Source organism: Alcaligenes sp. Marseille-Q7550 (genome assembly GCF_965112015.1).
Map to the genome: position 1 here is coordinate 1,620,175 of NZ_CBCOPU010000001.1, position 22,912 is coordinate 1,643,086.

A 22,912-nucleotide genomic window follows, 5' to 3' on the forward strand; every position below is an offset into this window, starting at 1 on the left:
TTCTTGAACATTCATGTCTGAACAACGTCATTCCCGGTCGGAGCGCGACCGCTCGGACCGTCAGCGTCCGTCCTCCTCCAGCCAGCGCAACGGCGCAGCCGTCGCGCGCGGCCGTTCCCAGGGCCCGGCCCGCGGCAAGCCTTCGGGCCCGCCCGCGCCGGGCGCGCTGGCGCAGCGGCGCATCGAACAGGTGGCCAGCGCCCTGGGCGAGGTGCTGCAATGGAAGCATCCGGCCGATCTCGCGCTGACGCGCTGGGCGCGCACGCGTCCCAAGATGGGTTCGCGCGACCGCGCCGAGATCCGCGAAGCCGTGTTCGATGTGCTGCGCCACCTGCGCCAGTATCGCAACTGGGCCGAGAGCGGCGTAGGCCCGTCGACCCGGCGCTTGGCCATCCTGGGGCTGGCGGCTGCCTTCGGCCAGGACGAGCTGGCGGCCGGCCTGGGCCAGGACGAGCGCCAGTGGCTTGCCCACATCCGCTCCTTGAACGTGGACGGCCTGCCCGTGGGCGTGCGCCTGAGCCTGCCCGAGTGGCTGGAAGAGCGCCTGGAGCAGATCCCTGATTCCTACAAGCTCATGGAAGCCATGAACGGCCAGGCCCTGCTGGACTTGCGCGTCAATCCCATGAAGGCCGAGCGCGACACGGTGCTGCGCCAGCTGCAGAACGGCCCTATGGCGCGCTTCAAGCCCACCGCCATGCCGTATTCGCCCTGGGGGATACGCATCGAGGGCCGGCCGTCTGTCGCGGTTTGGCCACAGTATGAAAAAGGCGAGCTGGAGATCCAGGAAGAGGGCAGCCAGTTGCTGACGGCCCTGCTGGAGCCGCGCCGCGGCGAGATGGTCATCGACTACTGCGCGGGCGCCGGCGGCAAGACGCTGCTGCTGGGCGCGCTGATGCGCTCCACCGGCCGGCTGTACGCATTCGACGTGTCCGCCACGCGCCTGAACAAGGCCAAGCCGCGCTTTGCGCGCGCCGGCCTGTCCAATGTGGTGCCGGTGGTCATCCAGGAGTCGGGCGACCAGCGCGTGCGCCGCCTGCACGGCAAGGCCCAGCGCGTGCTGGTGGATGCCCCCTGCAGCGGCCTGGGAACTTTGCGCCGCAATCCCGATCTAAAGTGGCGTCAACGCCCCGAAGCCTTGCAGCAGTACACCCGCATGCAGGCCGACATTCTGGAACAGGCCGCCGCGTGTGTGGCTCCGGGAGGACGACTGGTCTATGCCACCTGCAGTTTCCTGCCCGAAGAAAACGAGCAGCAGGTGCAGGCCTTCCTGCAAACCCATCCCGAGTTTCGTCTGCTGGATGCCCGGGAAATCCTGAAGGACAAGAGCCCGGCCCTGGAACTGGAAGGGCCTTACCTGAACCTGCGCACGGATCGCCACCAGACCGACTGCTTTTTTGCGGCGGCACTGGAACGAAACGCGCAAAGTGCTTGATTTGAAGCAAGTTCAGTCCCAAATAATGCTATTGTTAACCAGGCAAGTGGGCTACACTTTTCTGGTTCCCCTTAACAAAGATCAGGTCTAAAAGGGTCTATGCAATCGTTTCTATCTTTTCTTGCCGATGGCTGGCTGCAACTGTCCTGGTGGCAGCTCACCCTCGTCATTCTCGCACTGACGCATGTCACCATTGTGTCAGTCACCGTCTTTCTGCACCGCAGTCAGGCGCACCGCGGCCTGGACCTCCATCCGGCCCTGATGCACTTCTTCCGTTTCTGGCTCTGGATGACCACCGGCATGGTCACCAAGGAATGGGTCGCCATCCACCGCAAGCACCATGCCAAGTGCGAACGCGAGGGCGATCCCCATTCGCCCGTGGTGTTCGGCCTGGGCAAGGTCTTCTTCCGCGGCGCCGAACTGTACCGCCAGGAAGCCACCAACCCCGAAACCCTCAAGCGTTTCGGCCACGGCACGCCCGACGACTGGCTCGAACGCAACCTGTACAGCAAGCACAGCATGCTGGGCATCACCATCATGCTGGGCATCGATCTGTTCCTGTTCGGCCTGCTGGGCCTGACCGTCTGGGCCATCCAGATGGCCTGGATCCCCTTCTGGGCGGCCGGCGTGGTCAACGGCCTGGGCCATGCGATCGGCTATCGCAATTTCGCCAGTCCCGACACCAGCACCAATGTGTTCCCCTGGGGCATCATCATCGGCGGCGAGGAGTTGCACAACAACCACCACGCCTACGGCACCTCGGCCAAGTTCTCCAGCAAATGGTATGAATTCGACCTGGGCTGGTGCTACATCTCCGTGTTCAAGGCCCTGGGCCTGGCCAAGGTCAAGAAGGTCGCTCCCAAGCTGCGCCTGGAGCCCGCCGTGCCCTCGAGCTCTTCCGTGGACACCATCAGCCTGGCCACCCTGCAGGGCGTGATCACGCACCGCTATGAAATCCTGGCCCGCTACGCCGACATCATCAAGACCACGGCCGCCGAGGAAATCGCCCGCCTCAAGCCCCAGGTGAACCACGACAACCCCAATTGCTCGTGGTCTCTGCTGCAAAGCTGCAAGGACTGGATCGGCCGCGGCGACGACGTGCTGGCTCCCGAGCAGCGCGCCGAGCTCGAAACCGTGGCCGCCGGCAATTCCCGCCTGTCCATCCTGGTGCGCATGCAGCGTGAGCTGGCCGGCATCTGGGAAAGCTCCAGCTCCTCCAGCGAGCAGCTGCTGTCCGACCTGCGCGCCTGGTGCCAGCGAGCCCAGCAAAGCGGCATCGAAAGCCTGGAGCAGTTCGCCCTGCGTCTGCGCCGCTACGCGGCATGATAGAGCGCCTCAATCCCCAGCAGCGCGCCGCCGTCACCCTGCCTTCCGGTCAACACGCCCTGGTGCTGGCCGGGGCGGGCAGCGGCAAGACCAGCGTGCTGACCTCCCGAATGGCCTGGCTCATCCAGACCGGGCAGGTCAGCCCGTATGGCCTGGCAGCCGTCACCTTCACCAACAAAGCCGCGCGCGAAATGCTGACGCGGCTTACTTCTTTATTGCCCATCGATACGCGCGGCATGTGGGTGGGCACGTTCCACGGGCTGTGCAACCGGCTGCTGCGCATGCACTATCGCGATGCGGGCCTGATCCAGACCTTCCAGATCCTGGACAGCGCCGACCAGCTGGCCGCCATCAAGCGCCTGGTCAAGGCCAACAATATCGACGACGAGAAGTTCCCGCCCAAGGACATCCAGCATTTCATCAATACCTGCAAGGAAGACGGACAGCGTCCCGGCGACCTGGACGGCTTCGACCCTCATCGGCGCCGCCTGATCGATCTCTACCAGCTCTACCAGGAGCAATGCGAGCGCGAAGGCGTGGTCGATTTCGGCGAATTGCTGCTGCGCGCCTACGAACTGCTGTCGCGCAACGCACCCATACGCGAGCACTATCAGCGCCGTTTCAAGCACATCCTGGTGGACGAATTCCAGGATACCAACGTGCTTCAGTACCGCTGGCTGCGTCTTCTTGCCGGCGATCAGGCCAGTCTGTTCGCGGTCGGGGACGACGACCAGTCCATCTATGCCTTCCGCGGCGCCAACGTGGGAAATATGGCGGATTTCGAGCGTGACTAAGCGCGCGGCAACGTCATCCGCCTGGAGCAGAATTATCGTTCCTGCGGCCATATCCTGGACGCCGCCAATGCGCTCATCGAACACAACAGCGGCCGGCTGGGCAAGAACCTCTGGACCGACAGCGGCGAAGGCGAACTCATCCGCATCTGCGAGCAGCCCTCCGACGCGCTGGAGGCGCAGTGGATCGTGGACGAGGTCCGCGCCCTGATCGCCGAAGGCAAGCCGCGCCGCGAGATCGCCATCCTGTATCGCAGCAATGCGCAGTCGCGGGTCATCGAGCACCGCTTGTTCTCCCAGGGCCTGCCCTACAAGGTGTACGGCGGGCAGCGCTTTTTCGAGCGACAGGAGATCAAGCATGTGCTTGCGTACCTGCGCCTGATGGACAACCCCGACGACGACACCGCTTTTTTGCGCGTGGTCAATTTCCCCACGCGCGGCATAGGCGCGCGTTCGGTCGAACAATTGGCGGACCTGGCGCGCGAGCGCGGTACCAGCCTGCTGCGCGCCGTGCCTTATGTGCAGGGCAGGGCGGCCGCCGGCCTGGCCCGTTTCGCGGCCCTGATCCAGGACATGGCGCATCAGGCGCAGGTCCTGTCCCTGCCCGAACTGATCGAGCACGTCGTGCACGAAAGCACTTTGCTGGCGCATTATCAGGCCGACAAGGAAGGCGCCGAGCGTCTGGAGAACTTGCAGGAACTGGTCAACGCGGCCACAGTGTTCGTGGGCGAAGAAGGCTTTGCCGAATTGCCGGCCGGCCGCGTGCCGGATGCCCCGCAGGGCGAGCAGGCCCAGGCGCTGGAAGGCGCGCCGGCCACGCTGGCGCCCATGTCCCCGCTGGGTGCCTTCCTGACGCATGCCTCGCTGGAGGCGGGCGACAATCAGGCGCAGGCCGGCCAGGATGCAATCCAGCTCATGACCATCCATGCTGCCAAGGGCCTGGAGTTCGACGCGGTCTTCATTACCGGCCTTGAAGAGGGGCTGTTTCCCCACGAAAACAGCCTGTTCGATGCGGGCGGCCTGGAAGAGGAGCGCCGCCTGATGTATGTAGCCATCACCCGTGCGCGCCAGCGCCTGTACGTAACGCTGGCACAGAGCCGCATGCTGCACGGGCAGACCCGCTACGCCCTGCGCTCGCGCTTCCTGGACGAGCTGCCCGATGACCACGTCAAGTGGCTGTCGGCCCGTTATGCCAGCGCGCCGGCCCAACCGGCGGAGCCTTCGTTCGGCGGCGCTTTCCGGCGCGGCCAGACCTGGAAGGCCACGGGATCGGGCAGCAGCGCCACGCCGTATGGCGGGCGCAGCCAGACCAGCGTGCTGGAGGTCAACGGGCAATCCTTCCGGATCGGGCAGGGCGTTCGCCATTCCCGTTTCGGCGAAGGCACCATTGTCAGCCTGACGGGTCGAGGCGATGACGCCCAGGCGCAGATCCACTTCCGCGAGGTGGGCAGCAAGACGCTGGCGCTGGCCATCGCCAAGCTCGAAACCGTCAGCTAGGCAGGCAGCGCAGTCTGCACCACGCGCCAGAGAGCCCCCGGAGCTGAACTGACCCCCAAAAGTTGGACGGTCAGAGCCTAAAGCCCGAAGGCCTGAGCTCGGTACTGCACCGGGCTCAGGCCTTTTAGCTTGAGCTTGATGCGTTCGTGATTGTAGTAGTGGATGTACTGGCCGATGCCGGCCTGGAGCTGCTCGATGCTCTCGAAGCGGTTCAGGTGGAAGAACTCGGCCTTGAGCGTACCGAAGAAGCTTTCCATGGCGGCATTGTCCAGGCAGTTTCCCTTGCGCGACATGCTCTGAATCACGCCTTGCTCAGCGAGCAGACGCCGGTACTGGGGCTGCTGGTACTGCCAGCCCTGATCGGAGTGCAGCAGCGGGCGATCCGTGGGTGCGAGCCGGGCCAGCGCTTTCTGGAGCATGCTGCCCACGAGCTGGAACACGGGGCGCAGGCTGGTCTCGTAGGCCACGATCTCGCCGTTGTACAGGTCCATCACCGGCGAGAGGTACAGCTTGTCGGCGCCGACCTTGAACTCGGTCACATCCGTCACCCACTTCTGGTTGGGCCTGTCGGCCTGGAACTGGCGCGTCAGCAGGTTCGGCGCCACACGGCCCTGCTCGCCTCGGTACGAACGGTATTTCTTCGGGCGCACCAAGGACTTCAGTCCCAGCGTCTGCATCACGCGCTGGACGGCCTTGTGGTTGATGAGCTCACCGGCCCGGCGCAGCGCCGCCGTGATGCGCCGGTAGCCATAGCGGCCCTGGTGCTGGTCGTACAGCGCGCGGATGCGCGCCTTCAGCCCGGCGCAGGGATCGGCCGCGCCCAGTGCCTTGGCCTGGTAGTAGAACGTGCTGCGCGACAGCCCGGCCACCTTCAGCAGCACGGCCAAGGTGTGGCCTTGCCTCAATTCGAGCACGACCCGCGCTTTTTCTGCGCGGCCAGCGCTTTTTCCTGACGCAAGGCCCTCAATTTTTTTAAGTACGCATTCTCCGCGCGCAGATATTCGTTCTCTTGGCGCAACTGCTCCAGCGTGCGCGTGTCCTCGCAGGGCGAAGGCGTAAGGGTTGGGGGTTTGGGGGATTTCATCGTCGGGGAGCGGCCTGGGCGAGGGTTGGGGGTCAGGGCGCGAAGGCCCCCTTCATGATACTCGCGTTCCCACCGCCTCACGACGCCATGGCCGCCGCGCACGTCGAACCGCGCCGCGGCTTGGCGGCAAGACAAGCCCTCTTGCCACATCCGACTCAACACGGACAGCTTGAACTCGGCGCCGTAGTGACCGCTGTGCTTCTTGTGCAATCCCGCCTCGCCATGCTCTCGGTACTGCGCGGCCCAGCGGCGCACCGTCCCATGATCGAGCCCATATCGCCCGGCCAATGCCCGGGCCCCTAGCGACCCGGACCAATAGTCCCGTGCCACTTCCAGCTTGAAGTCCACATCATATTTCGCCATGTAAAACCCCCGAAGGTTGGATCAATGTCCAACTTTCGGGGGTCAGTTCAATCTTTCCGGGGGCTTTTTCATGATCTTTACTGCCTATGGATCCAGCCAGGCCCTGAATTCATGGGGCTGTCGAGCCGGGCAGGGCAGGAATGCAACTCAAGCTGGACCGTTATGTACTAGGGTTATAAGTTCTGGTTATAAGCTTATCGCCTCCATAAAATCGAAGCCTAAATTAAGTGGATACATGAAAAACACATGGAGGCGAGAATGGAACCCAGCAATCTTTCACGGCGACGCATGCTCCTGTCCACGGGGGGAGTCGTGGCGCTGGCCGGCGCCGGCGGCCTGACGCCGCTGTCCCAGGCCTTGGCGCAGGAAAAGGCGAAATCCGAGGCCAAGGCCTTGCCGGCCTATGCGTCCTGGAAGCATGCCGACAGCCTGATCGTGCACAGCGCCAATACCATCGAAACCAAGCGCAGCGCCTTTGGCTCCGGCCTGATCACGCCGCTCGATCGCCTGTTCGTACGCAACAACGTGGCGCCTCCCTCGGAACAGATCGTGGCCGATCCGGATGCCTGGGTCGTGTCGATCAAAGGCGTCAAGCAGCCCAAGGACCTGACGGTGGCCGACCTCAAGCGTCTGGGACTGGTGGCCGTGCCCATGGTGCTGCAATGCTCGGGCAACGGCCGGGCCTATTTCCCCGAGAAGCCCAGCGGCACCCAATGGACGGTGGGGGCAGCGGGCTGCGTCGTCTTCAGCGGCGTGCCCATCAAGGCGGTGTTGGAAGCTGTCGGCGGCATGGACTCGGGCGCCAAGTACATGACGGGCACGGGCGGCGAGGAAATCCCGCAGGGCCTGGATCCCAACACCATCATGGTGGAGCGCTCGATTCCGGTGGAAGCCATCGAGGACGCCATCCTGGCCTGGGAAATCAACGGCGAGCCCATCCCCTTGGCCCACGGAGGACCGCTGCGGCTGGTCGTGCCCGGCTATACCGGGGTGAACAACGTCAAGTACATCAAACAGCTGGCGTTCACGGCGGAGCAATCTGCCGCCAATATCCAGCAGAACAGCTATCGTCTGGCGCCAGTCGGCGAGAAATCCAATCCCAATCAAGAGTCAGTCTGGGAAATGCCGGTCAAGTCCTGGATCACCAGTCCCAATGGCGAACCCGGTGAAGAGGTCAAGGCCGGCAAGGTCCAGATCCAGGGCCTGGCCTTCGGCGGCATGTCCGAAGCCAAGGAAGTGGAAGTGTCGGTGGACGGCGGCAAGAACTGGGTCAAGGCGAGCTTCGTGGGGCCGGATCTGGGCAAGTATGCCTGGCGCCAGTTCGTGGTCGGCGTGGACCTGAAGCCCGGCAAGTACGAGATCGCCAGCCGCGCCACCAGCCAGGCCGGCGCCGTGCAGCCCGAAGAGCGTGTGCCGAACAATCGCGGCTACCTGAACAACAGCTGGCGCGACCATATGCTGGCCGTCACCGTAGTCTGAGCATGGAATGTTGAATCCGCCCCGGTGCGCCGGGGCGGTCGTGAATGGATGATCATGAAGAAATACCTTGTAGCAGCAGTATGGATGCTGGCGGCAGCCGGCCAGGTCCAGGCCGATGACAATACCCAGGGCAAGGAGTTGTTCCTGACCGGCGCCAAGCCGATCGCCTGCGCGGTCTGTCATACCCTGGACGACGCGGGGTCGGCCGGAGCCATCGGCCCCAACCTGGACGAGCTCAAGCCCTCGCGCGAGCAGATCCTGAAGGTCATGCAGGAAGGCATGGGCGCCATGCCCTCGTTTGCCCAGACGCTCAGCGATGAGGAACGCCAGGCCGTGGCCGGGTATGTCAACTCGGTGGCCGGGCAGTAATCCTTTTGCCGGTCAGGCGCCAGGCTCCCCTTCGGGGGAGTTTTTTTTATGGCTTTCTTCGAGCGCAAGCAGCTTACTTTAATGGGTTTGTTGCTTTTTTTGCTGTTGTCTTTTGCTTATGGCTCACCGAGGTGCGCCGCACGCAGATCAGCGGCGAAAAGGCGGCCTGAGGCATCATCCGTGATGCTGCCACGGCCTCTTTTGCCCCGTCGAGGCCGTGCGCGCGTCCCAGCGCGGCTTCATTCCTGCCGGTTGATGTCCTCGATGGCTTCCTGCAGTTCCAGCCATTCTTCTTCCAGTGCGTCGCGCTCTTTGCTGCGCTCGCCATGTTCGGCCATCAGCGCGGGACGCTGGTCCTTGTAGGCGTCGGAATAGAAGTCCGGATCCTGCATCAGAGCATCGAGTTCCTGCAGGCGCGCGGCAGCCTTGTCCATGGCCGCTTCCACTTTTTTCAGCCTTGCTTCCAGCGGCTTGCGCTGCTGGGCCTGGCGCTGGCGCAGTTCCGCCTCCTGGCGGCGCTGGGCCTTGCGGTCCACGACCTCGTTTCCGTCGGCCCGCGTTTCCTGCCGGGCGTCGGAGCGGGCCTGGGCGCTGCGCGCCAGCAGCCAGTCGCGGTAGTCTTCCAGGTCGCCGTCGAATTCCTGCAGTCGGCCGTCGGCCACGATCCAGAAGGAGTCCACGGTGGAGCGCAGCAGATGGCGGTCGTGCGAGACCAGCAGCACGCTGCCGCCGTAGTCGGCCAGGGCGTCGGCCAAGGCTTCCCGGGTGTCCACGTCCAGGTGGTTGGTGGGTTCGTCCAGCAGGAGCAGGTTGGGCTTCTGCCAGACGATCAGGGCCAGGGCCAGGCGGGCCTTTTCTCCCCCCGAGAACGGCGCGGTGGGGCTGGCCGCCATGTCGCCGCTGAACCCGAACGATCCCAGGTAGTTGCGCAGTTCCTGCTCGCGCGTGTCCGGGGCCAGGCGCGCCAGGTGCTGCAGGGGCGAGGATTCCGGGTCGATGGAGTCGAGCTGGTGCTGGGCGAAGTAGCCGATGACCAGGCCCTTGGATTCCAGCCGCTCGCCGCTCAGCGGCGCCAGCTTGCCGGCCAGGGTCTTGACTAGCGTGGACTTGCCCGCGCCATTCATGCCCAGCACGCCCACGCGCGCGCCGCCGCGCACCATCAGGCGAACGCCGCTCAGGATGGGAGCCGGGCGGTCCGGATAGCCCAGGTCGGCCTGTTCCAGCGTCAGCAGCGGATCGGGCGTGTACTCGGGCGAGGGCAGGCGTATGGATACGCCGGACTCCACGCGCAGCGGCGCCAGGGTCTGCATGCGCGCCAGCGCCTTCACGCGGCTTTGCGCCTGCTTGGCCTTGGTGGCCTGGGCCTTGAAACGGTCGATGAAGCTTTGCAGGCGGGCGGCCTCGCGCGTCTGGCGCTCGTAGGCGATCTGGCTTTGCTGCACGCGTTCGGCGCGTTGCGCCAGGAAGTCGTTGTAGCCGCCCTTGTAGCGGACCAGCTTGCCGTGGTCCAGGTGCAGGATGGAGCGGGCCACCGCGTCCAGGAATTCGGTGTCGTGCGAGATGAGCAGCACGGTGCCCGGATAGGAGGCCAGCCAGCGCTCGAGCCAGAGCATGGCGTCCAGGTCAAGGTGATTGGTGGGTTCGTCCAGCAGAAGCAGGTCGGACGGCGCCATCAGGGCGCGCGCCAGCGACAGGCGCATCTGCCACCCGCCGGAGAACTCGCGCACCGGCAGCATCCATTGGTCGGGGCGAAAGCCCAGGCCGGCCAGCAGCTGTTCGGCGCGCGATGGCGCGGACCAGGCGTCGGCCTCCACCAGGGCGTTTTCCAGTTCGGCGATGCGCTGGCCGTCCGAGTCGGGCGTGTCGGCGCGCGCCTGCTGCAAGGCGCGCAGGCGCACGTCGCCGTCGATGACGAATTCGCGCGCCGGGCGGTTGCGGTCCGGAATGGTCTGGCGCACGCTGGCGATTTCCCAGGCCTCGGGGATGTTCAGATCGCCCGCGTCCAGGTCCAGCTCGCCTTGCAGCAGGGCGAACAGCGAGGACTTGCCCGCGCCGTTCTTGCCCACGATGCCCAGGCGCTCGCCGGGATTGACGATGAATTCGGTGTCTTCCAGCAGTACCTTGACGCCGCGCCGCAGCGTGATTCCAGTTGCGCGTATCACGGAGCCAGTTGCTCCCGGGTCAGCAGCAGGATCTGGTCCTCGGCGGTTTCGGTGCTGAGCCACACCGGGTCCAGTTCGGGGAAGGCGGCCAGGAAATTGTCGTATTCATGGCCTATTTCCAGCACCAGGACGCCGTTGGGCGCCAGGAAGTCGGGGGCGGCATCCAGGATGCGGCGCACCAGGTCCATGCCGTCTTCGCCGCCGGCCAGCGCCAGCCGGGGTTCGTGCACGTATTCCGCGGGCAGGGCCTGCATGGACGATTCGTTGACGTAGGGCGGGTTGCAGATGATCAGGTCGTAGGCCGCATCGGGCAATTGGTCCAGCAGGTCGCTCTTGTGCAGCGTTACCCGTTCGCTCAGGCCGAAGTCGTCGATGTTGGACTGGGCCACGGCCAGGGCGGCGTCGGACAGATCCACCGCGTCCACCTGGGCCTGGGGAAAGGCCAGGGCGGTCAGGATGGCCAGGCAGCCGGTGCCCGTGCACAGGTCCAGCGCGCTGTAGACAGCGTCCGGGTCGGCCACCCAGGGCTGAAGCTGCTCGGACAGCAGTTCGGCGATGGGCGAGCGCGGCACGATGGTGTCGGGCGTCACGCGGAAACGGTGGCCCTGCAGCCAGGCTTCGCCGGTCAGGTAGGCGGCCGGCAGGCGCTCGTTGCAGCGGCGGGCGATCAGCGCCAGGAATTGTTCGCGCTCGCTGCGCAGCAGGCGGGCGTCCAGGTAGGGATCCAGCGTGTCCAGCGGCAGGCGCAAGGTGTGCAGCAGCAGGTAGGCGGCCTCGTCCCAGGCATTGTCGCTGCCGTGCCCGAAGGCCACGCCGCAGCGGTTCATCTGGCTGACCGACCAGCGCAGCAGGTCGCGCACGGTCTGCAGTTCCTGCTGGGCGTCCAGCAGGGCGGGGGTTTCGATGGAGGGACTTAGCAAAGCAGGGTTTCCAATGTGCGGCGGTAGATGTTCTTCAAGGGTTGAAGGTCGGCCACGGCCACGTGTTCGTTGATCTGGTGGATGCTGGCGTTCAGCGGGCCGAACTCCACGACCTGGGGGCAGATTTTAGCGATAAAACGCCCGTCCGAGGTGCCTCCCGTGGTCGAGAGCTCCGCCTGCACGCCGGTTTCCGCTGCAATGGCCTGGCTCAGGGCCTGGCTGAGCGCGCCCGATTCGGTCAGGAAAGGTTCGCCGCCTACGGTCCAGTCCAGTGTGAACTCCAGGCCGTGGCGGCGCAGGATGGACTCCACCTCGGCCTGCAAGCCAGCCGGCGTCTGCTCGGTCGAGAAGCGGAAATTGAAGTGGACATCCAGTTGGCCGGGAATGACGTTGCTGGCTCCCGTGCCGGCATGGATGTTCGAGATCTGGAAAGTGGTTGGAGGAAAGTCCATATTGCCGGCGTCCCACATGCGTTCGGTCAGCTCGGTCAGGGCGCCGGCGGCCAGGTGCACGGGGTTGCGCGCCAGTTGCGGGTAGGCCACATGGCCTTGGCGGCCATGCACGATCAGATGGCCGGACAGGGAACCGCGCCGCCCGTTCTTGATGGTGTCGCCCAACTGGCGCGCGCTGGCGGGCTCGCCCACCACGCAGTAGTCGGGCAGTTCGCCGCGCTCCTTGAGCACCCGGCAGACATGCACGGTGCCGTCGATGGCCGGGCCTTCTTCGTCGGAAGTCAGCAGCAGGGCGATGGAGCCTGCGTGCTCAGGATTGGCCTGGATGAATTCCTCGGCCGCGTGCACGAAGGCGGCGATGGAGGCCTTCATGTCTGCCGCGCCCCGGCCGTAGAGCTGGCCGTCGCGGATGACGGGCTCGAAGGGAGGCGAATCCCAGGCCTGCTCGGGGCCGGGCGGCACGACGTCCGTGTGCCCGGCAAAGACGAACAGCGGCGCCTGGGCGCCCCTGCGGGCCCACAGGTTGCGCACCGGTCCGCTGGGCAGGGACTCCAGCGTGAAGCCCGCGCGGGCCAGGCGTTCGCCCAGCCATTGCTGGCAGTCGGCGTCGTCCGGCGTGACCGAAGGACGGGCGATGAGGTCTTGAAGCGTATTCAGTACAGGGTTGTCGGAGCTCATGTTCAGGCGCGAAGCAAATCGTTGATGCTGGTCTTGGCGCGGGTGCGGGCATCCACGCGTTTGACGATGATGGCGCAGGCCAGGCTGTAGCGCCCGTCCTCGGAAGGCAGGGAGCCGGGCACCACGACCGAGCCGGCCGGCACGCGGCCCTGGTAGATCTTGCCGGTCTCGCGTTCGTAGATCTTGGTGCTCTGCGACAGGAACACCCCCATGGCCAGCACGGAGTTCTCCTCCACGATGACGCCTTCCACGACTTCGGAGCGCGCGCCGATGAAGCAGTTGTCCTCGATGATGGTGGGGCTGGCCTGCAGGGGTTCCAGCACCCCCCCTATGCCTACGCCGCCGGACAGATGCACGTGCTTGCCTATCTGTGCGCAGGACCCCACCGTGGCCCAGGTGTCCACCATGGTGCCTTCGCCTACATAGGCGCCGATGTTCACAAAGGAAGGCATCAGCACCACATCGGGAGCGACGTAGGCGCCCTGGCGCACGACGGCGCCGGGCACTGCCCGAAAGCCCGCTTGCGCGAAGGCCGCCTGGTCGTACTGTTCGAATTTCAACGGTACCTTGTCGTAGAAGGGGGCGGGTTCGGCGCCCATGACCCGGTTGTCGTTCAGGCGGAAGGACAGCAGGATGGCTTTCTTGATCCAGTCGTGCACGATCCAGTCTCCGTCGATCTTTTCCGCCACGCGCAGGGAGCCGTAATCCAGTTTCTCGCTGTCTGTATGGCTGGCGTTGCGCAGTTCCGGGCTGTGCCGGGATGGGGAAATGGAGGCGCGGTGTTCCCACGCATCGTCGATCAGACGTTGGAGATCGCTCATGGTCTAGGCTCTGCGTCGAGTCAGGCCGCCGGCGGCGGGAAGAAGCCGCGCTGGGCGCGGACTTGCCGCCGATGCGGCCGAGGTTTAGGTCGAGCCAACAGGATAACCGAGTCCGGCGCGTCCTCGCCACGATTTTATGCTGCGCTGCAAAACGGAGGCGGCGCTGGAAGCGGCCCTGGTCCGTGATGCGGAGGCTGCGGCTGCACGTCCGGAATTCTTCACAATTTTCCATTTCTTATTACAGGCATTTGTTCCAGGATGCCCGGGGCTGTGCCTAGAATGAATCAATAAATGAAGGCGATGTCGCTGGCTTCAGGACGCAGTGAAGAGATTCTTTTTTTGACACTATGAGGAGGCGCCATGAGATCGATACTTCTATGGTTGTTGGGTGTTCCTATTCCAATCATTATCTTGTTGGCCTTGTTCTGGCATTGAACCGCCGGGCGTCGACATCTTTTTGAAAAGGAAAGACCATGCCTGATACGCATATTGCACCTGGTTCGGAACGCGCCCCGCGCTGGACGATGGAATCGTCCCGGCCCGCGGTTTCCTGGGGAGCCGTCATTGCGGGCGCTGTCATCAGCGCGGCCCTGACCGGCGCCTTGTTCATCGGCGGCACGGGATTGGGTTTTCTGGCCGTGTCGCCTTGGAGCGGCGACGGCGCTTCCGGCTCGGCGCTGGCCATCGGCACCATAGTCTGGATGTTCGCCACCCATGTCATTGCCTATGGCATTGCCGGGTATGTGACGGGCCGCTTGCGCACCAACTGGACCGAGGTGCCCAATGACGAGATCTATTTCCGGGATACCGCCCATGGTTTCCTGGTTTGGGCGGTCAGCGCCGTCGTCGCCTTGTTCATGCTGGGCTCCACGGCCGCGTCCATCGCTTCGGGAACGGCCAGGGCGGGGGCGAGCCTGGCCGGCGCGGGGCTGGGGGCCGCCTCGGCCGTGGCGGCCGACGCCGGCGGCGACCGGGCGCAGGGACTGGATCTGGATTATTTTACTGACGTATTGCTCAGGCCGGCCGATCCGGCGGTCCGCAGCGGCGATCCGGACAGGGAAGTGGGCCGTATCCTGGCGCGCAGCCTGCAGGAAGGCGACGTCTCCCCGCAGGACAGGGATTATCTGCTGCGGCTGGTGGCCGATCGCGCGGGCGTGCCGCCCGAACAGGCCCAGGAGCGCCTGGACGCGGTTCAGCAGCAAGCGCGGCAGGCCGCGCAGAAGCTGGAGCAGCAAGCTCGCGAGGCTGCGGATGCCGCTCGCAAGGCGGCCGCCGCCTTCGCCCTTTGGGGGTTCGCCTCCTTGCTGCTGGGAGCGTTCGTGGCCAGCCTGGCCGCCACCATAGGAGGCCGGGCCCGGACGCGCTGGTGATCCCGCATCCTGGAAAACCGCCGTTTCAACGGCGGTTTTTTTCGTCTCGCGAGCGGGTTTTCCCGGTTTTTTTCGTATGGGCCTGCTTATATTGCAGTCTCCAAAGGCAAGGGCAATTCCGTCGGCGCGCAGCCTATTTTCATTCCGCGGCAGGTGTGTATAATTTTTTTTGCCTCCAGAAGGTTCTGCAAGGGCTTTGCATCGCGCCCTGGCTTCCAGATCCAGGGGTATCGCGCCCTGTCTTTCCATTGGATGCTTCGATAATAAAAAAACGGGGGACATGACAGCATGACGGCAGAGATCGCGGTGGTCCTGTGCACGGCCCTGGCGGCGATTGTCCTGTTTGCGACCGAGAAGCTCAGAATCGACGCGGTGGCCCTGCTGGTGCTGAGCAGCCTGGCCGTGCTGGGCCTGGTCACGCCCGAGCAGGCTCTGGCCGGATTCAGCAATCCGGCTACCATCACGGTGGCGGCCATGTTCGTGTTGGCGGCGGGCTTGCAGAACAGCGGCGCGCTGTCAGGCATAGGCCGATTGCTGGGCAAGGCCCGCTCGCCGCTGCAGTTTCTGCTCATCCTGTTCCTGGTGCTGGCGCTCATCTCGCCATTCGTGAACAACACGGCCGTCGTCGCCGTGTTCATGCCCATCGTGATGACGGCTACCGCCAGCATAGGCATGTCTGCCTCCAAGGCCTTGATCCCCTTGTCCTACGTATCGCAGATGGCGGGCGTGTGCACGCTGGTGGGGACCTCCACCAATCTGCTGGTCAATGCGATCGCGCGCGACCTGGGTCATCGCGGCTTTGGCATGTTCGAGTTCACGGCGCTGGGCGTCATCTGCCTGGCGGCCGGCTGCCTGTACCTGCTGACTGTCGGCCGCTGGCTGCTGCCGGACACCCGCGGCGCGGAGCTGGTCGACCATTACGAGCTGGGCAAGTACATCACGGAGCTGCGCGTCATGTCCGATTCGTCCCTGATCGGGACCTCCGTGGGCGAAGCCAAGCTGGGCGAGCAGTACGGCGTCTTCGTGCTGGAGCTGCTGCGCGGCGAGGACAAGGTCTGGGCGCCGCGCGAGCAGGAACTGCAGGAAGGCGATGTGCTGCTGGCGCGCGGCGACTGGTCCAAGCTGGACGAACTGCGCAAAGAGGCTGGCCTGGAAGTGGACCCGAAGTTCAAATTGCAGCAGCGCTCCTTCGAGGACGTGGACCAGGTGCTGACCGAAGTGATGATCGCGCCGCGTTCGCGCATCAGCGGCAGCACGCTGGGCACCCTGGATCCCCGCTGGCATCACAAGGCCACCGTGCTGGGCATTCATAGGCGCGGCCAGGTGCTGCGCGAAAAACTGCGCGACGTGCGCCTGCGGGTAGGCGATATCCTCCTGATGCTGACGCCGGTTTCGGAAAAGGCCGCTTTGCGCTCGGATACCAATGTCATCGTGCTGTCCGAGCGCGAGGCCGAGAAGCCCATGGGCTGGCGGGCGCCGTTCGCGCTGCTCACCATGGCGCTGGTCATCACCGTATCGGCCCTGGGCTGGGTGCCGATCGCCATCGCTTCGCTGTCCGGCGCCGTGGCCATGACCTTGGCGGGCTGCCTGAATGCCGACGAAGTCTATGATGCCATCGATTGGCGCATCATCATTCTGCTGGGGGGACTGCTGCCGCTGGGAGTGGCCATGAGCGAGACGGGCGCGGCGCAGTTCCTGGTCGAGAACACCATCGGGCTGGTCCGTTCCTCCGGCCCTCTGGTGGTGCTGGCGGTGCTCTACCTGATGGCCCTGCTGCTGACTGAATTCATGAGCAATGCGGCGACGGCCGTGCTGCTGACGCCCATCGGCATGTCCACCGCCCGGATGCTGGAGGTGGATGCCACGCCATTTTTGATCGCGGTCACGTTTGCGGCCTCCACCAGCTTTGCCACCCCGGTGGGCTACCAGACCAACACCATGGTGTATGGGGCGGGGGGTATCGCTTTGTCGACTTCATCAAGGTCGGCTTGCCCTTGAACCTGATCTTCTGGGTGCTGGGCGTGACATTCATTCCCATCTTCTGGCCGTTCTGAGCGCATGTTTACGCCTGCCGCCGGCCGGGCCGTGGAGCCGGCAGTTTTCAAGGATTGAACCATGACGAGCCGTTCCCCTTTCGCAGAGGCGCCGCCAATGCTGGATCCGCGTATGGCCGAGGAGATCCGGGCCAGCTTTGCGCGTCAGAACGCCATGTCGCTGATCCAGGCCAGCCTGCCCGTGGTCGAAGCGGGGCGCGTCGAGATCCACCTGCCGCATTGGAGCGGCGTGGAGCAGCAGCACGGATTCGTGCACGGCGGCGTGGTGGGCATGATCGCGGATTCGGCGGCCGGCTACGCCGCCATGACCTTGGCGCCGCCCGGGGCTTCGGTCCTGAGTGTGGAGTACAAGGTGAATTTCCTGGCCCCGGCCCAGGGACAGGCCCTGATTGCGCGCGGCCAGGTATTGCGTCCAGGACGCAGCCTGATCATTACGCGCGGGGAAGTATATGCCGTGCAGCAAGGGCGGGAGACGCTATGCGCCCTGATGCAGCAGACCATCATGGTCATGCACGACCGCCCCGAGAAGGCGGGGGCGTCCTGAGGCGGCTCAGAAGGCCGGCGGCTTCCTGTAGGTCAGCAGCATCACGCACAGCGCGGCGGTGCACAGGCCATAGATGATGGAGCCGTAGGAAAAAGTGACGCCCATGCCGCATACCTTGGAGAACAACAGCGACTTTTCGCAGATGCTTTTGATCGTGGAGGCGAAGATGCCGATGTGTACGGCCATGGCGAGCCAGGCGGACCGCACCTTGTCGGCCCAGATCAGGCTGGCGACGGCCAGGACGGACAGCGGCAGGAGAAAGCCGAAAAAACCGGCGCTCCAGCCCGAATAAGCATCCGAAGCCTGGGCCAGGCTGTTGTTGATGTGGGCAAAAGGAAGAAACCAGAAAGCGAGCAGCGCTGCGCATAGGCCGAAAATCAGGTTTCTGGTATTCATGATCTGCGCAATCAAGGGATAAGTGTCTATTGCATAGGAAGATTCCAGTGTAACAGAAAATCTCTCTTTATAAATATTAGTTATGTGGGATGGTTTATACATATTCGATTGGTATCGTCTTCGGTATATAACGCAACACTATCTTTTGACTGCTGAATACGCGCGCGGGCAGATACAGCGACGCCCGACAGGCGGAGGCGGGGCTTGAGTCGATGATCATGCGCAGCGGGCCCGGATCCATGGCGGGGCCGCCCAAGCGGACGCTGGTCCGTTCGTGCTGCATGGCGCTCCATGATTGTAAGTAACGACTTTTACAAGTCCGTTCCCGTATGGAGGGATGCATGGCGGCAGGGCTGCTTATAATCGGTGCGCTGCCGGCGCAACGATGCGGGCCGGCGGCAGCATCCAGTACGAGCGGCATGACCAGAAAGAAAAAAGCAGCACCAGCAAGAAAAACATCAGGCAGGAACAAGGCAGGGACGGGAAGCCTCATCCGCTTTCTGAAGTCAGCGGGGGCTTCCGCGCTGGCGGCGTTCGGGGCGGCCAGTTGCGCTATTCATCCGCAACTGCGGGACTGGCCGGGCCTGGATCAGGTCCTGGCGAAGCTGGACTGGCCGCAGGCGCCGTCCGCCGTCGCGCCGCCCTCGGCGCCGGTCAATGGCTACGTCCGGACTTCGTTTGCGCAGTGCCCCCAATTCTTTCCAGGCAAGCCGCCCGTGGTGCCGGCAGCCTATACGCTGCGCGAGTTGTGCTTCAGTTCGTTTGCGATTCTGCACAGCGGTCAGACCAAGACGCCCGTCTTCGTGGCGGAGCGCTTGAACCGGCGCGCCCTGCAGGCCGGACAAGGCCTGCCGCGCACCGACAAGTTCTATGCGGAAGGCCGCCTGCCGGCGTCCGAACGGGCTGAGCTGGCGGACTACCGCGGTTCGGGTTACTCGCGCGGGCACATGGCCCCGGCCGGCGACATGGCCGACGAGCAGGGCATGGCGCAGAGTTTCTCCCTGGCCAATATGGTGCCGCAGAATCAGGTTCACAACGGCGGGCCCTGGAATCAGATCGAAGGGGACACCCGCAAATACGTGCAGCGCGCCGCCGGCGACGTGTATGTGTTCACGGGGCCGGTGTTCGCGACGCGGCCGCCCACCATAGGCCAGGGCAGGGTGGCGGTGCCCAGCCATCTGTTCAAGCTGGTGTATGACGCCACCACCCGCCGTTCCTGGGTGCATTGGCAGGCCAATGATGCCGCGACCAAGGCGGGCCCGCCCATCAGCTACGAGGAATTCGTGCGGCGCACGGGCATGCATCTGCTGCCGGCGCTGGCGCCGTCGTCGTGAACGACACATGCGCGTGGCATTCAATAAATAAATGTTTTTGATTTCAATATTTAATTTGTGCATGGCGGTGCCCTGATTTATCGTGAAAAAGAGCTGATGCCGCTTGGAAGCAGTCCCCTTTTTTCTCGATCGGCGGAGTGCGGCGGCGCTATTTGGAAAGAGAGTCGCCATGAATGAATGCCTGTACGTGAACGCCGTCGACGCCGTCGGCCGCCCTTTGTCCATACACGTGAAGGAAGGCCGTATCGCCGCCCTGGAGGGCGCGCTGCCGGCGTTGCCGGGCGTGGATGCCGTGGACCTGGGCGGCAGGGTGGTGCTGCCGGCTTTCGTGGACGGACATATCCACCTGGACAAGAGCTTCGTGGGCGATCGGTGGCGCCCGCATCAGCCGGCAGGCAGCCTGCGCGAGCGTCTGGCGGTGGAGAAACGCGAGCTGGCCGGCGCGCTGCCTATCGCGCAGCGCGCCCAGGCTTTGCTGCGCCAGGCTTCGGCCTTCGGCACCCAGGCCATGCGCAGCCACGTGGACGTGGATGCCACGACCGGCCTGGAGCATCTGTTCGCCGTGATGCAGGTGCGCGAGGAGTGGAAGGACCGCATGGACATCGAACTGGTGGCTTTTCCGCAAGCCGGCGTGATGAGCTGCCCCGGCACGGCCGATGTACTGGAAGCGGCAGCGCGCGAGGGCGTGGACGTCATCGGCGGCATCGATCCCACCACGCTGGACGGTGATGCGGACGGCCAGCTCGACCTCATCTTCGGTATCGCCGAGCGGCATGGCGCCAAGCTGGATATCCATCTGCACGAACCCGGCCGGATCTGCCGCGAGCAATTGCAGCGCATCGCCGCGCGCACCCGTGCGCTGGGCCTGGAAGGCCGTGTCGCCGTCAGCCATGCCTACGGCCTGGGCGACCTCGATCCCGCGCAGCTGGATGCAGCGGCCCGGGAACTGGCCCGCTCCGGTATCGCCATCATGACCAATGCGCCCGGCAATCACGGTTTTCCGCCTGTCCTGGCCTTGCGCCAGGCGGGCGTCACGGTGTTCACGGGCAATGACAATATCCAGGACGCCTGGTGGCCCTATGGGAACGGTGACATGCTGCAGCGCGCCATGCTGATCGGTTACCGTTCCGGTTTTTATCTGGACGAGGAGCTTGCGGTGGCGCTGGACATGGCCACGGAGGCGGCCGCCCGCGTGCTGGGCCTGCAGGGTTATGGGCTGCGCGTGGGCAACGACGCCAATTTCGTGGCCGTGCCGGCGCCCAATGCCGCCGCGGCCGTGGCGGCGGCGCCCGCCGAGCGCCTGGTGCTGCGCCGCGGACAGCGTATCGACGGGTGCTGACCGCGGGCCGCTGCAAGGCCAAGGCTCTTGTCGGCCTGGAAGGCCGGCGGTCGGGCGGCGGCGTCGGGCAGGCGGAGCGCGGAACGGGGCAGGTGAGGTCCCCTTCCTCGCAGGACGTGTAGCGTTCCAGTTCCTGGACGCGCTGCTGAGTCACGGCTTCCAGGCAGGCCTGCATGGCCAAGGGATAGGCGCTGCCGCCGTCCACCGCCGAGGCCTGGAATTTGCATTCCGCGTCCCGGAACTTCATCCAGGCCCGCTGCGCGTCCACCAGCAATTTCTTGCCGTCCGCATCGTCTTTGAGACGGGCGACGATTTCCTGATACGTCTTGTTGAGCTGCGCGTCGACGGCCTTGTAGCTGTCGTTGGCGTGGGCGGCGAAGGATGCCGTCAGGGCGAGCAGTGCAAGCAGGTGTTTATGCATGTATTGTTCCCTTGAAATGGCGCGCCTGAGATGATGGCGCAACGGCGTGTATCGTAACCTGCCGGGCGGCTGTTGCGGCGAGGACTCAGGCGCCGGGCAGGTCCGCGTCGCCCGTGTCCAGGCAGGGGGCCAGGATGTCGGCCAGCCACGTGCTGAAGACCTGGACGCGTCGCGACAGATGACGCCGGTGCGGGTAGACGATCTGCACCGGCATGCTGGGCGCCGGCCAGTCCTGCAGTACCTGAACCAGCTCGCCGCTTTGCAGATGCTCCTGCACGTCGAAGGCAGGGATCTGTATCAGTCCCAGGCCCGCCAGGCAACAGGCGATGTAGGTTTCGGCATTATTGGCCGACACCCGCGTCTGCATCGCCTGGGTGCGTGTCTGTCCATGCTCGCGCCACTCCCAGGGGGCGAGGCGGCCTGCGGCTGGCGCCGCGTAATGGATGGCGTAGTGCTGCGCCAGATCCTGCGGGATATGGGGCGTTCCATGGTGCGCCAGGTAGGAGGGGCTGGCGCAATTGATCATTCTGAACACGCCCAGCGGCCGCGCCACCAGGCTGCTCGCCGCCATCTCGCCCACTCTCAGGGCGCAGTCCACGCCTTCGTGCACCAGGTCCACGGTACGATCGCTGGAACCCAGGTCTATCTGGATGCCGGGATGGCGTTCCAGAAACCGGGGCAGGGCCGGCGCCACCTGCCGCCGCGCAAGGCGGCTGGGCAGGTCCACCCGCAGGCGCCCGCTCAGGCCGCGGATGTCGGGCTTGAACAGATGCTCCAGTTCCTCGCTGTCGTTCACCAGGGCCATGGCGCGCTCCAGCAGTGCCTCTCCATCGCGGGTCAGGCTTACGCGGCGGGTCGTGCGATTGAAGAGCCGCGCGCCCAGCCGGTTTTCCAGTTGCTGGATCGCCAGCGAGATCGTGGGCCGCGGCAGACTCAACTGCTCGGCTGCCGCGGTGAACCCGCCGCTGTGGGCGACGCGGATGAAGATGCGGAACTGGTCGATGCGGTCCATGGGATGCATTGGTAGTGATTTCTGGATAGTGTAGATGCAAAGCCTGGATTTATTCGACTTCAATTGCTAAATAAAGTCATGGAATCCCTCATCCCAAAAGGAGATCTCCATGACTCAACACAGTATCGAAGGCAAAGTCGTGCTCGTGGCCGGCGGCGCCAAGAACCTGGGCGGCCTGATCGCCCGCGACCTGGCCGCGCACGGCGCTGCGGCCGTGGCGATCCATTACCATAGCGCGGCCTCCAAGGACGATGCCGAGGCCACCCTGGCCGCCATCCGCAAGACAGGGGCCAAGGCAGTGGCCCTGCAGGCGGACCTGAGTTCGGCGGGCGCCGTCGAGCGCTTGTTCTCCGAAGCGGTTGCCGCTGTGGGCAGGCCCCACATCGCCATCAATACCGTGGGCAAGGTGCTCAAGAAGCCCATTCTGGAGGTCAGCGAGGCGGAGTACGATGAAATGAGCGCCGTCAATGCCAAAAGCGCCTTCTTCTTCCTGAAGGAAGCAGGCCGGCATGTGCAGGACGGGGGCAAGATCTGCACGCTGGTGACCTCCCTGCTGGGCGCCTTTACGCCCTTTTATGCCGCCTATGCCGGCACCAAGGCCCTGTGGAGCATTTCACCCGCGCCGCCGCCAAGGAGCTGGGCGCGCGCGGCATTTCAGTGACGGCCGTGGGCCCCGGTCCCATGGACACTCCGTTTTTCTATCCCGCTGAAGGCGAGGATGCGGTGGCCTATCACAAGACGGCGGCCGCCCTGTCCCCGTTCAGCCAGACGGGGCTGACCGACATCGAGGACGTGGTGCCGTTCATCCGCCACCTGGTGAGCGACGGCTGGTGGATCACGGGCCAGACCATTCTCGTCAATGGCGGCTACACCACGAAGTAGTTGATTGGCCCGACTGGGCCGCTCCCGGGCTCTTGCCCGGGGGCGGCCGCCCCTTGTTCACGAGCCGGGCGGATCGTTGGGGTCCGGCTGTGCAGGCGGCTCCGGGGGAGTTCCACGGGGCTGCGGTCGGGATCGATTTCCGGCGGCTGGTCAGGCTTGTGGCCGGGGTAGGGCGTGCGATCCGGG

Annotated in this window: 18 protein-coding genes and 2 pseudogenes; 12 read left to right on the forward strand and 8 right to left on the reverse strand. The window is 64.9% G+C overall.

Going from position 1 to position 22,912, the window contains the following annotated elements; translation table 11 throughout:
• Window positions 1–13 precede the first annotated feature (13 nt).
• The 4 genes from ACWPWO_RS07755 (at window position 14) to ACWPWO_RS07770 (ending at window position 5,046) form a co-directional block, all read left to right on the forward strand.
• Complete coding sequence (locus tag ACWPWO_RS07755; protein WP_454005716.1) at window positions 14–1,432, forward strand: RsmB/NOP family class I SAM-dependent RNA methyltransferase; 1,419 nt, start codon at window positions 14–16, stop codon at window positions 1,430–1,432.
• Window positions 1,433–1,531: 99 nt separating this feature from the next.
• Complete coding sequence (locus ACWPWO_RS07760) at window positions 1,532–2,758, forward strand: DesA family fatty acid desaturase (protein WP_394065349.1); 1,227 nt, start codon at window positions 1,532–1,534, stop codon at window positions 2,756–2,758.
• Window positions 2,755–3,552 carry a UvrD-helicase domain-containing protein gene (locus tag ACWPWO_RS07765; protein WP_454005718.1) on the forward strand — a complete coding sequence of 266 codons (798 nt, stop codon included), beginning with the start codon at window positions 2,755–2,757 and terminating at the stop codon, window positions 3,550–3,552. The genes ACWPWO_RS07760 and ACWPWO_RS07765 overlap by 4 nt, the downstream gene beginning before the upstream one ends.
• Window positions 3,553–3,627: 75 nt before the next feature.
• Window positions 3,628–5,046, forward strand: coding sequence for a 3'-5' exonuclease (locus ACWPWO_RS07770; RefSeq protein ID WP_454006318.1), 1,419 nt, complete (start codon window positions 3,628–3,630; stop codon window positions 5,044–5,046).
• A 77-nt stretch (window positions 5,047–5,123) separates the two neighbouring features.
• Here ACWPWO_RS07770 and ACWPWO_RS07775 read toward each other — a convergent pair.
• A protein-coding gene (locus ACWPWO_RS07775; RefSeq protein ID WP_454004211.1) for an IS3 family transposase occupies window positions 5,124–6,493 on the reverse strand; the annotation gives its coding sequence in 2 pieces (ribosomal slippage) (window positions 5,124–6,002 and window positions 6,005–6,493; 1,368 coding nt in all).
• 258 nt (window positions 6,494–6,751) lie between these two features.
• On the opposite strand from ACWPWO_RS07775, the gene sorT reads away from it, so the two are divergent.
• Complete coding sequence (gene sorT / locus ACWPWO_RS07780; RefSeq protein WP_454005720.1) at window positions 6,752–7,972, forward strand: SorT family sulfite dehydrogenase catalytic subunit; 1,221 nt, start codon at window positions 6,752–6,754, stop codon at window positions 7,970–7,972.
• Between the two features lie 54 nt (window positions 7,973–8,026).
• On the forward strand, window positions 8,027–8,341 hold the full coding sequence (sorU, locus tag ACWPWO_RS07785; RefSeq protein WP_454005722.1) for a SorU family sulfite dehydrogenase c-type cytochrome subunit: 315 nt from the start codon (window positions 8,027–8,029) through the stop codon (window positions 8,339–8,341).
• A gap of 239 nt (window positions 8,342–8,580) precedes the next feature.
• Here the strand turns inward: sorU and ACWPWO_RS07790 are convergent, their stop codons facing one another.
• From ACWPWO_RS07790 to dapD, 4 genes are read right to left on the reverse strand one after another with little or no spacing between them, the layout of a single operon-like run.
• Complete coding sequence (locus tag ACWPWO_RS07790) at window positions 8,581–10,503, reverse strand: ATP-binding cassette domain-containing protein (protein ID WP_454005724.1); 1,923 nt, start codon at window positions 10,501–10,503, stop codon at window positions 8,581–8,583.
• On the reverse strand, window positions 10,500–11,423 hold the full coding sequence (gene prmB, locus ACWPWO_RS07795; RefSeq protein ID WP_454005726.1) for a 50S ribosomal protein L3 N(5)-glutamine methyltransferase: 924 nt from the start codon (window positions 11,421–11,423) through the stop codon (window positions 10,500–10,502). Before prmB ends, ACWPWO_RS07790 begins: the two co-directional genes overlap by 4 nt.
• Complete coding sequence (gene dapE / locus ACWPWO_RS07800; protein ID WP_454005730.1) at window positions 11,417–12,553, reverse strand: succinyl-diaminopimelate desuccinylase; 1,137 nt, start codon at window positions 12,551–12,553, stop codon at window positions 11,417–11,419. Before dapE ends, prmB begins: the two co-directional genes overlap by 7 nt.
• Before the next feature lie 2 nt (window positions 12,554–12,555).
• On the reverse strand, window positions 12,556–13,374 hold the full coding sequence (dapD, locus tag ACWPWO_RS07805; RefSeq protein WP_454005732.1) for a 2,3,4,5-tetrahydropyridine-2,6-dicarboxylate N-succinyltransferase: 819 nt from the start codon (window positions 13,372–13,374) through the stop codon (window positions 12,556–12,558).
• Window positions 13,375–13,847: 473 nt separating this feature from the next.
• On the opposite strand from dapD, the gene ACWPWO_RS07810 reads away from it, so the two are divergent.
• From ACWPWO_RS07810 to ACWPWO_RS07820, 3 genes are all read left to right on the forward strand, one after another.
• Entirely contained in the window at window positions 13,848–14,744 is an 897-nt protein-coding gene (locus ACWPWO_RS07810) for a hypothetical protein (RefSeq protein WP_454005734.1), read from the forward strand.
• Between the two features lie 288 nt (window positions 14,745–15,032).
• Window positions 15,033–16,742 carry an SLC13 family permease gene (locus ACWPWO_RS07815; protein ID WP_454005736.1) on the forward strand — a complete coding sequence of 570 codons (1,710 nt, stop codon included), beginning with the start codon at window positions 15,033–15,035 and terminating at the stop codon, window positions 16,740–16,742.
• A 153-nt stretch (window positions 16,743–16,895) separates the two neighbouring features.
• A complete protein-coding gene (locus tag ACWPWO_RS07820) occupies window positions 16,896–17,342 on the forward strand; it encodes a PaaI family thioesterase (protein WP_454005738.1) in 447 nt (148 codons plus the stop codon).
• A gap of 6 nt (window positions 17,343–17,348) precedes the next feature.
• Here ACWPWO_RS07820 and ACWPWO_RS07825 read toward each other — a convergent pair whose 3' ends face one another.
• Window positions 17,349–17,738 carry a DUF202 domain-containing protein gene (locus ACWPWO_RS07825; RefSeq protein ID WP_454005740.1) on the reverse strand — a complete coding sequence of 130 codons (390 nt, stop codon included), beginning with the start codon at window positions 17,736–17,738 and terminating at the stop codon, window positions 17,349–17,351.
• A 419-nt stretch (window positions 17,739–18,157) separates the two neighbouring features.
• Here ACWPWO_RS07825 and ACWPWO_RS07830 point away from each other — a divergent pair, with 419 nt between their 5' ends.
• Window positions 18,158–19,072, forward strand: a complete 915-nt coding sequence (locus tag ACWPWO_RS07830) for a DNA/RNA non-specific endonuclease (RefSeq protein WP_454005742.1) — start codon at window positions 18,158–18,160, stop codon at window positions 19,070–19,072.
• A 169-nt stretch (window positions 19,073–19,241) separates the two neighbouring features.
• Window positions 19,242–20,411 carry an amidohydrolase family protein gene (locus tag ACWPWO_RS07835; protein WP_454005744.1) on the forward strand — a complete coding sequence of 390 codons (1,170 nt, stop codon included), beginning with the start codon at window positions 19,242–19,244 and terminating at the stop codon, window positions 20,409–20,411.
• Between the two features lie 139 nt (window positions 20,412–20,550).
• On the opposite strand, the pseudogene ACWPWO_RS07840 reads toward ACWPWO_RS07835, so the two are convergent.
• Window positions 20,551–20,832: pseudogene (locus ACWPWO_RS07840) on the reverse strand (lysozyme inhibitor LprI family protein); the annotation flags it as partial.
• An 85-nt stretch (window positions 20,833–20,917) separates the two neighbouring features.
• Window positions 20,918–21,844, reverse strand: coding sequence for a LysR family transcriptional regulator (locus ACWPWO_RS07845; protein ID WP_454006320.1), 927 nt, complete (start codon window positions 21,842–21,844; stop codon window positions 20,918–20,920).
• 109 nt (window positions 21,845–21,953) lie between these two features.
• Between ACWPWO_RS07845 and ACWPWO_RS07850 the strand changes: the two are divergent.
• Window positions 21,954–22,726: pseudogene (locus ACWPWO_RS07850) on the forward strand (SDR family oxidoreductase).
• Window positions 22,727–22,912 lie beyond the last annotated feature (186 nt).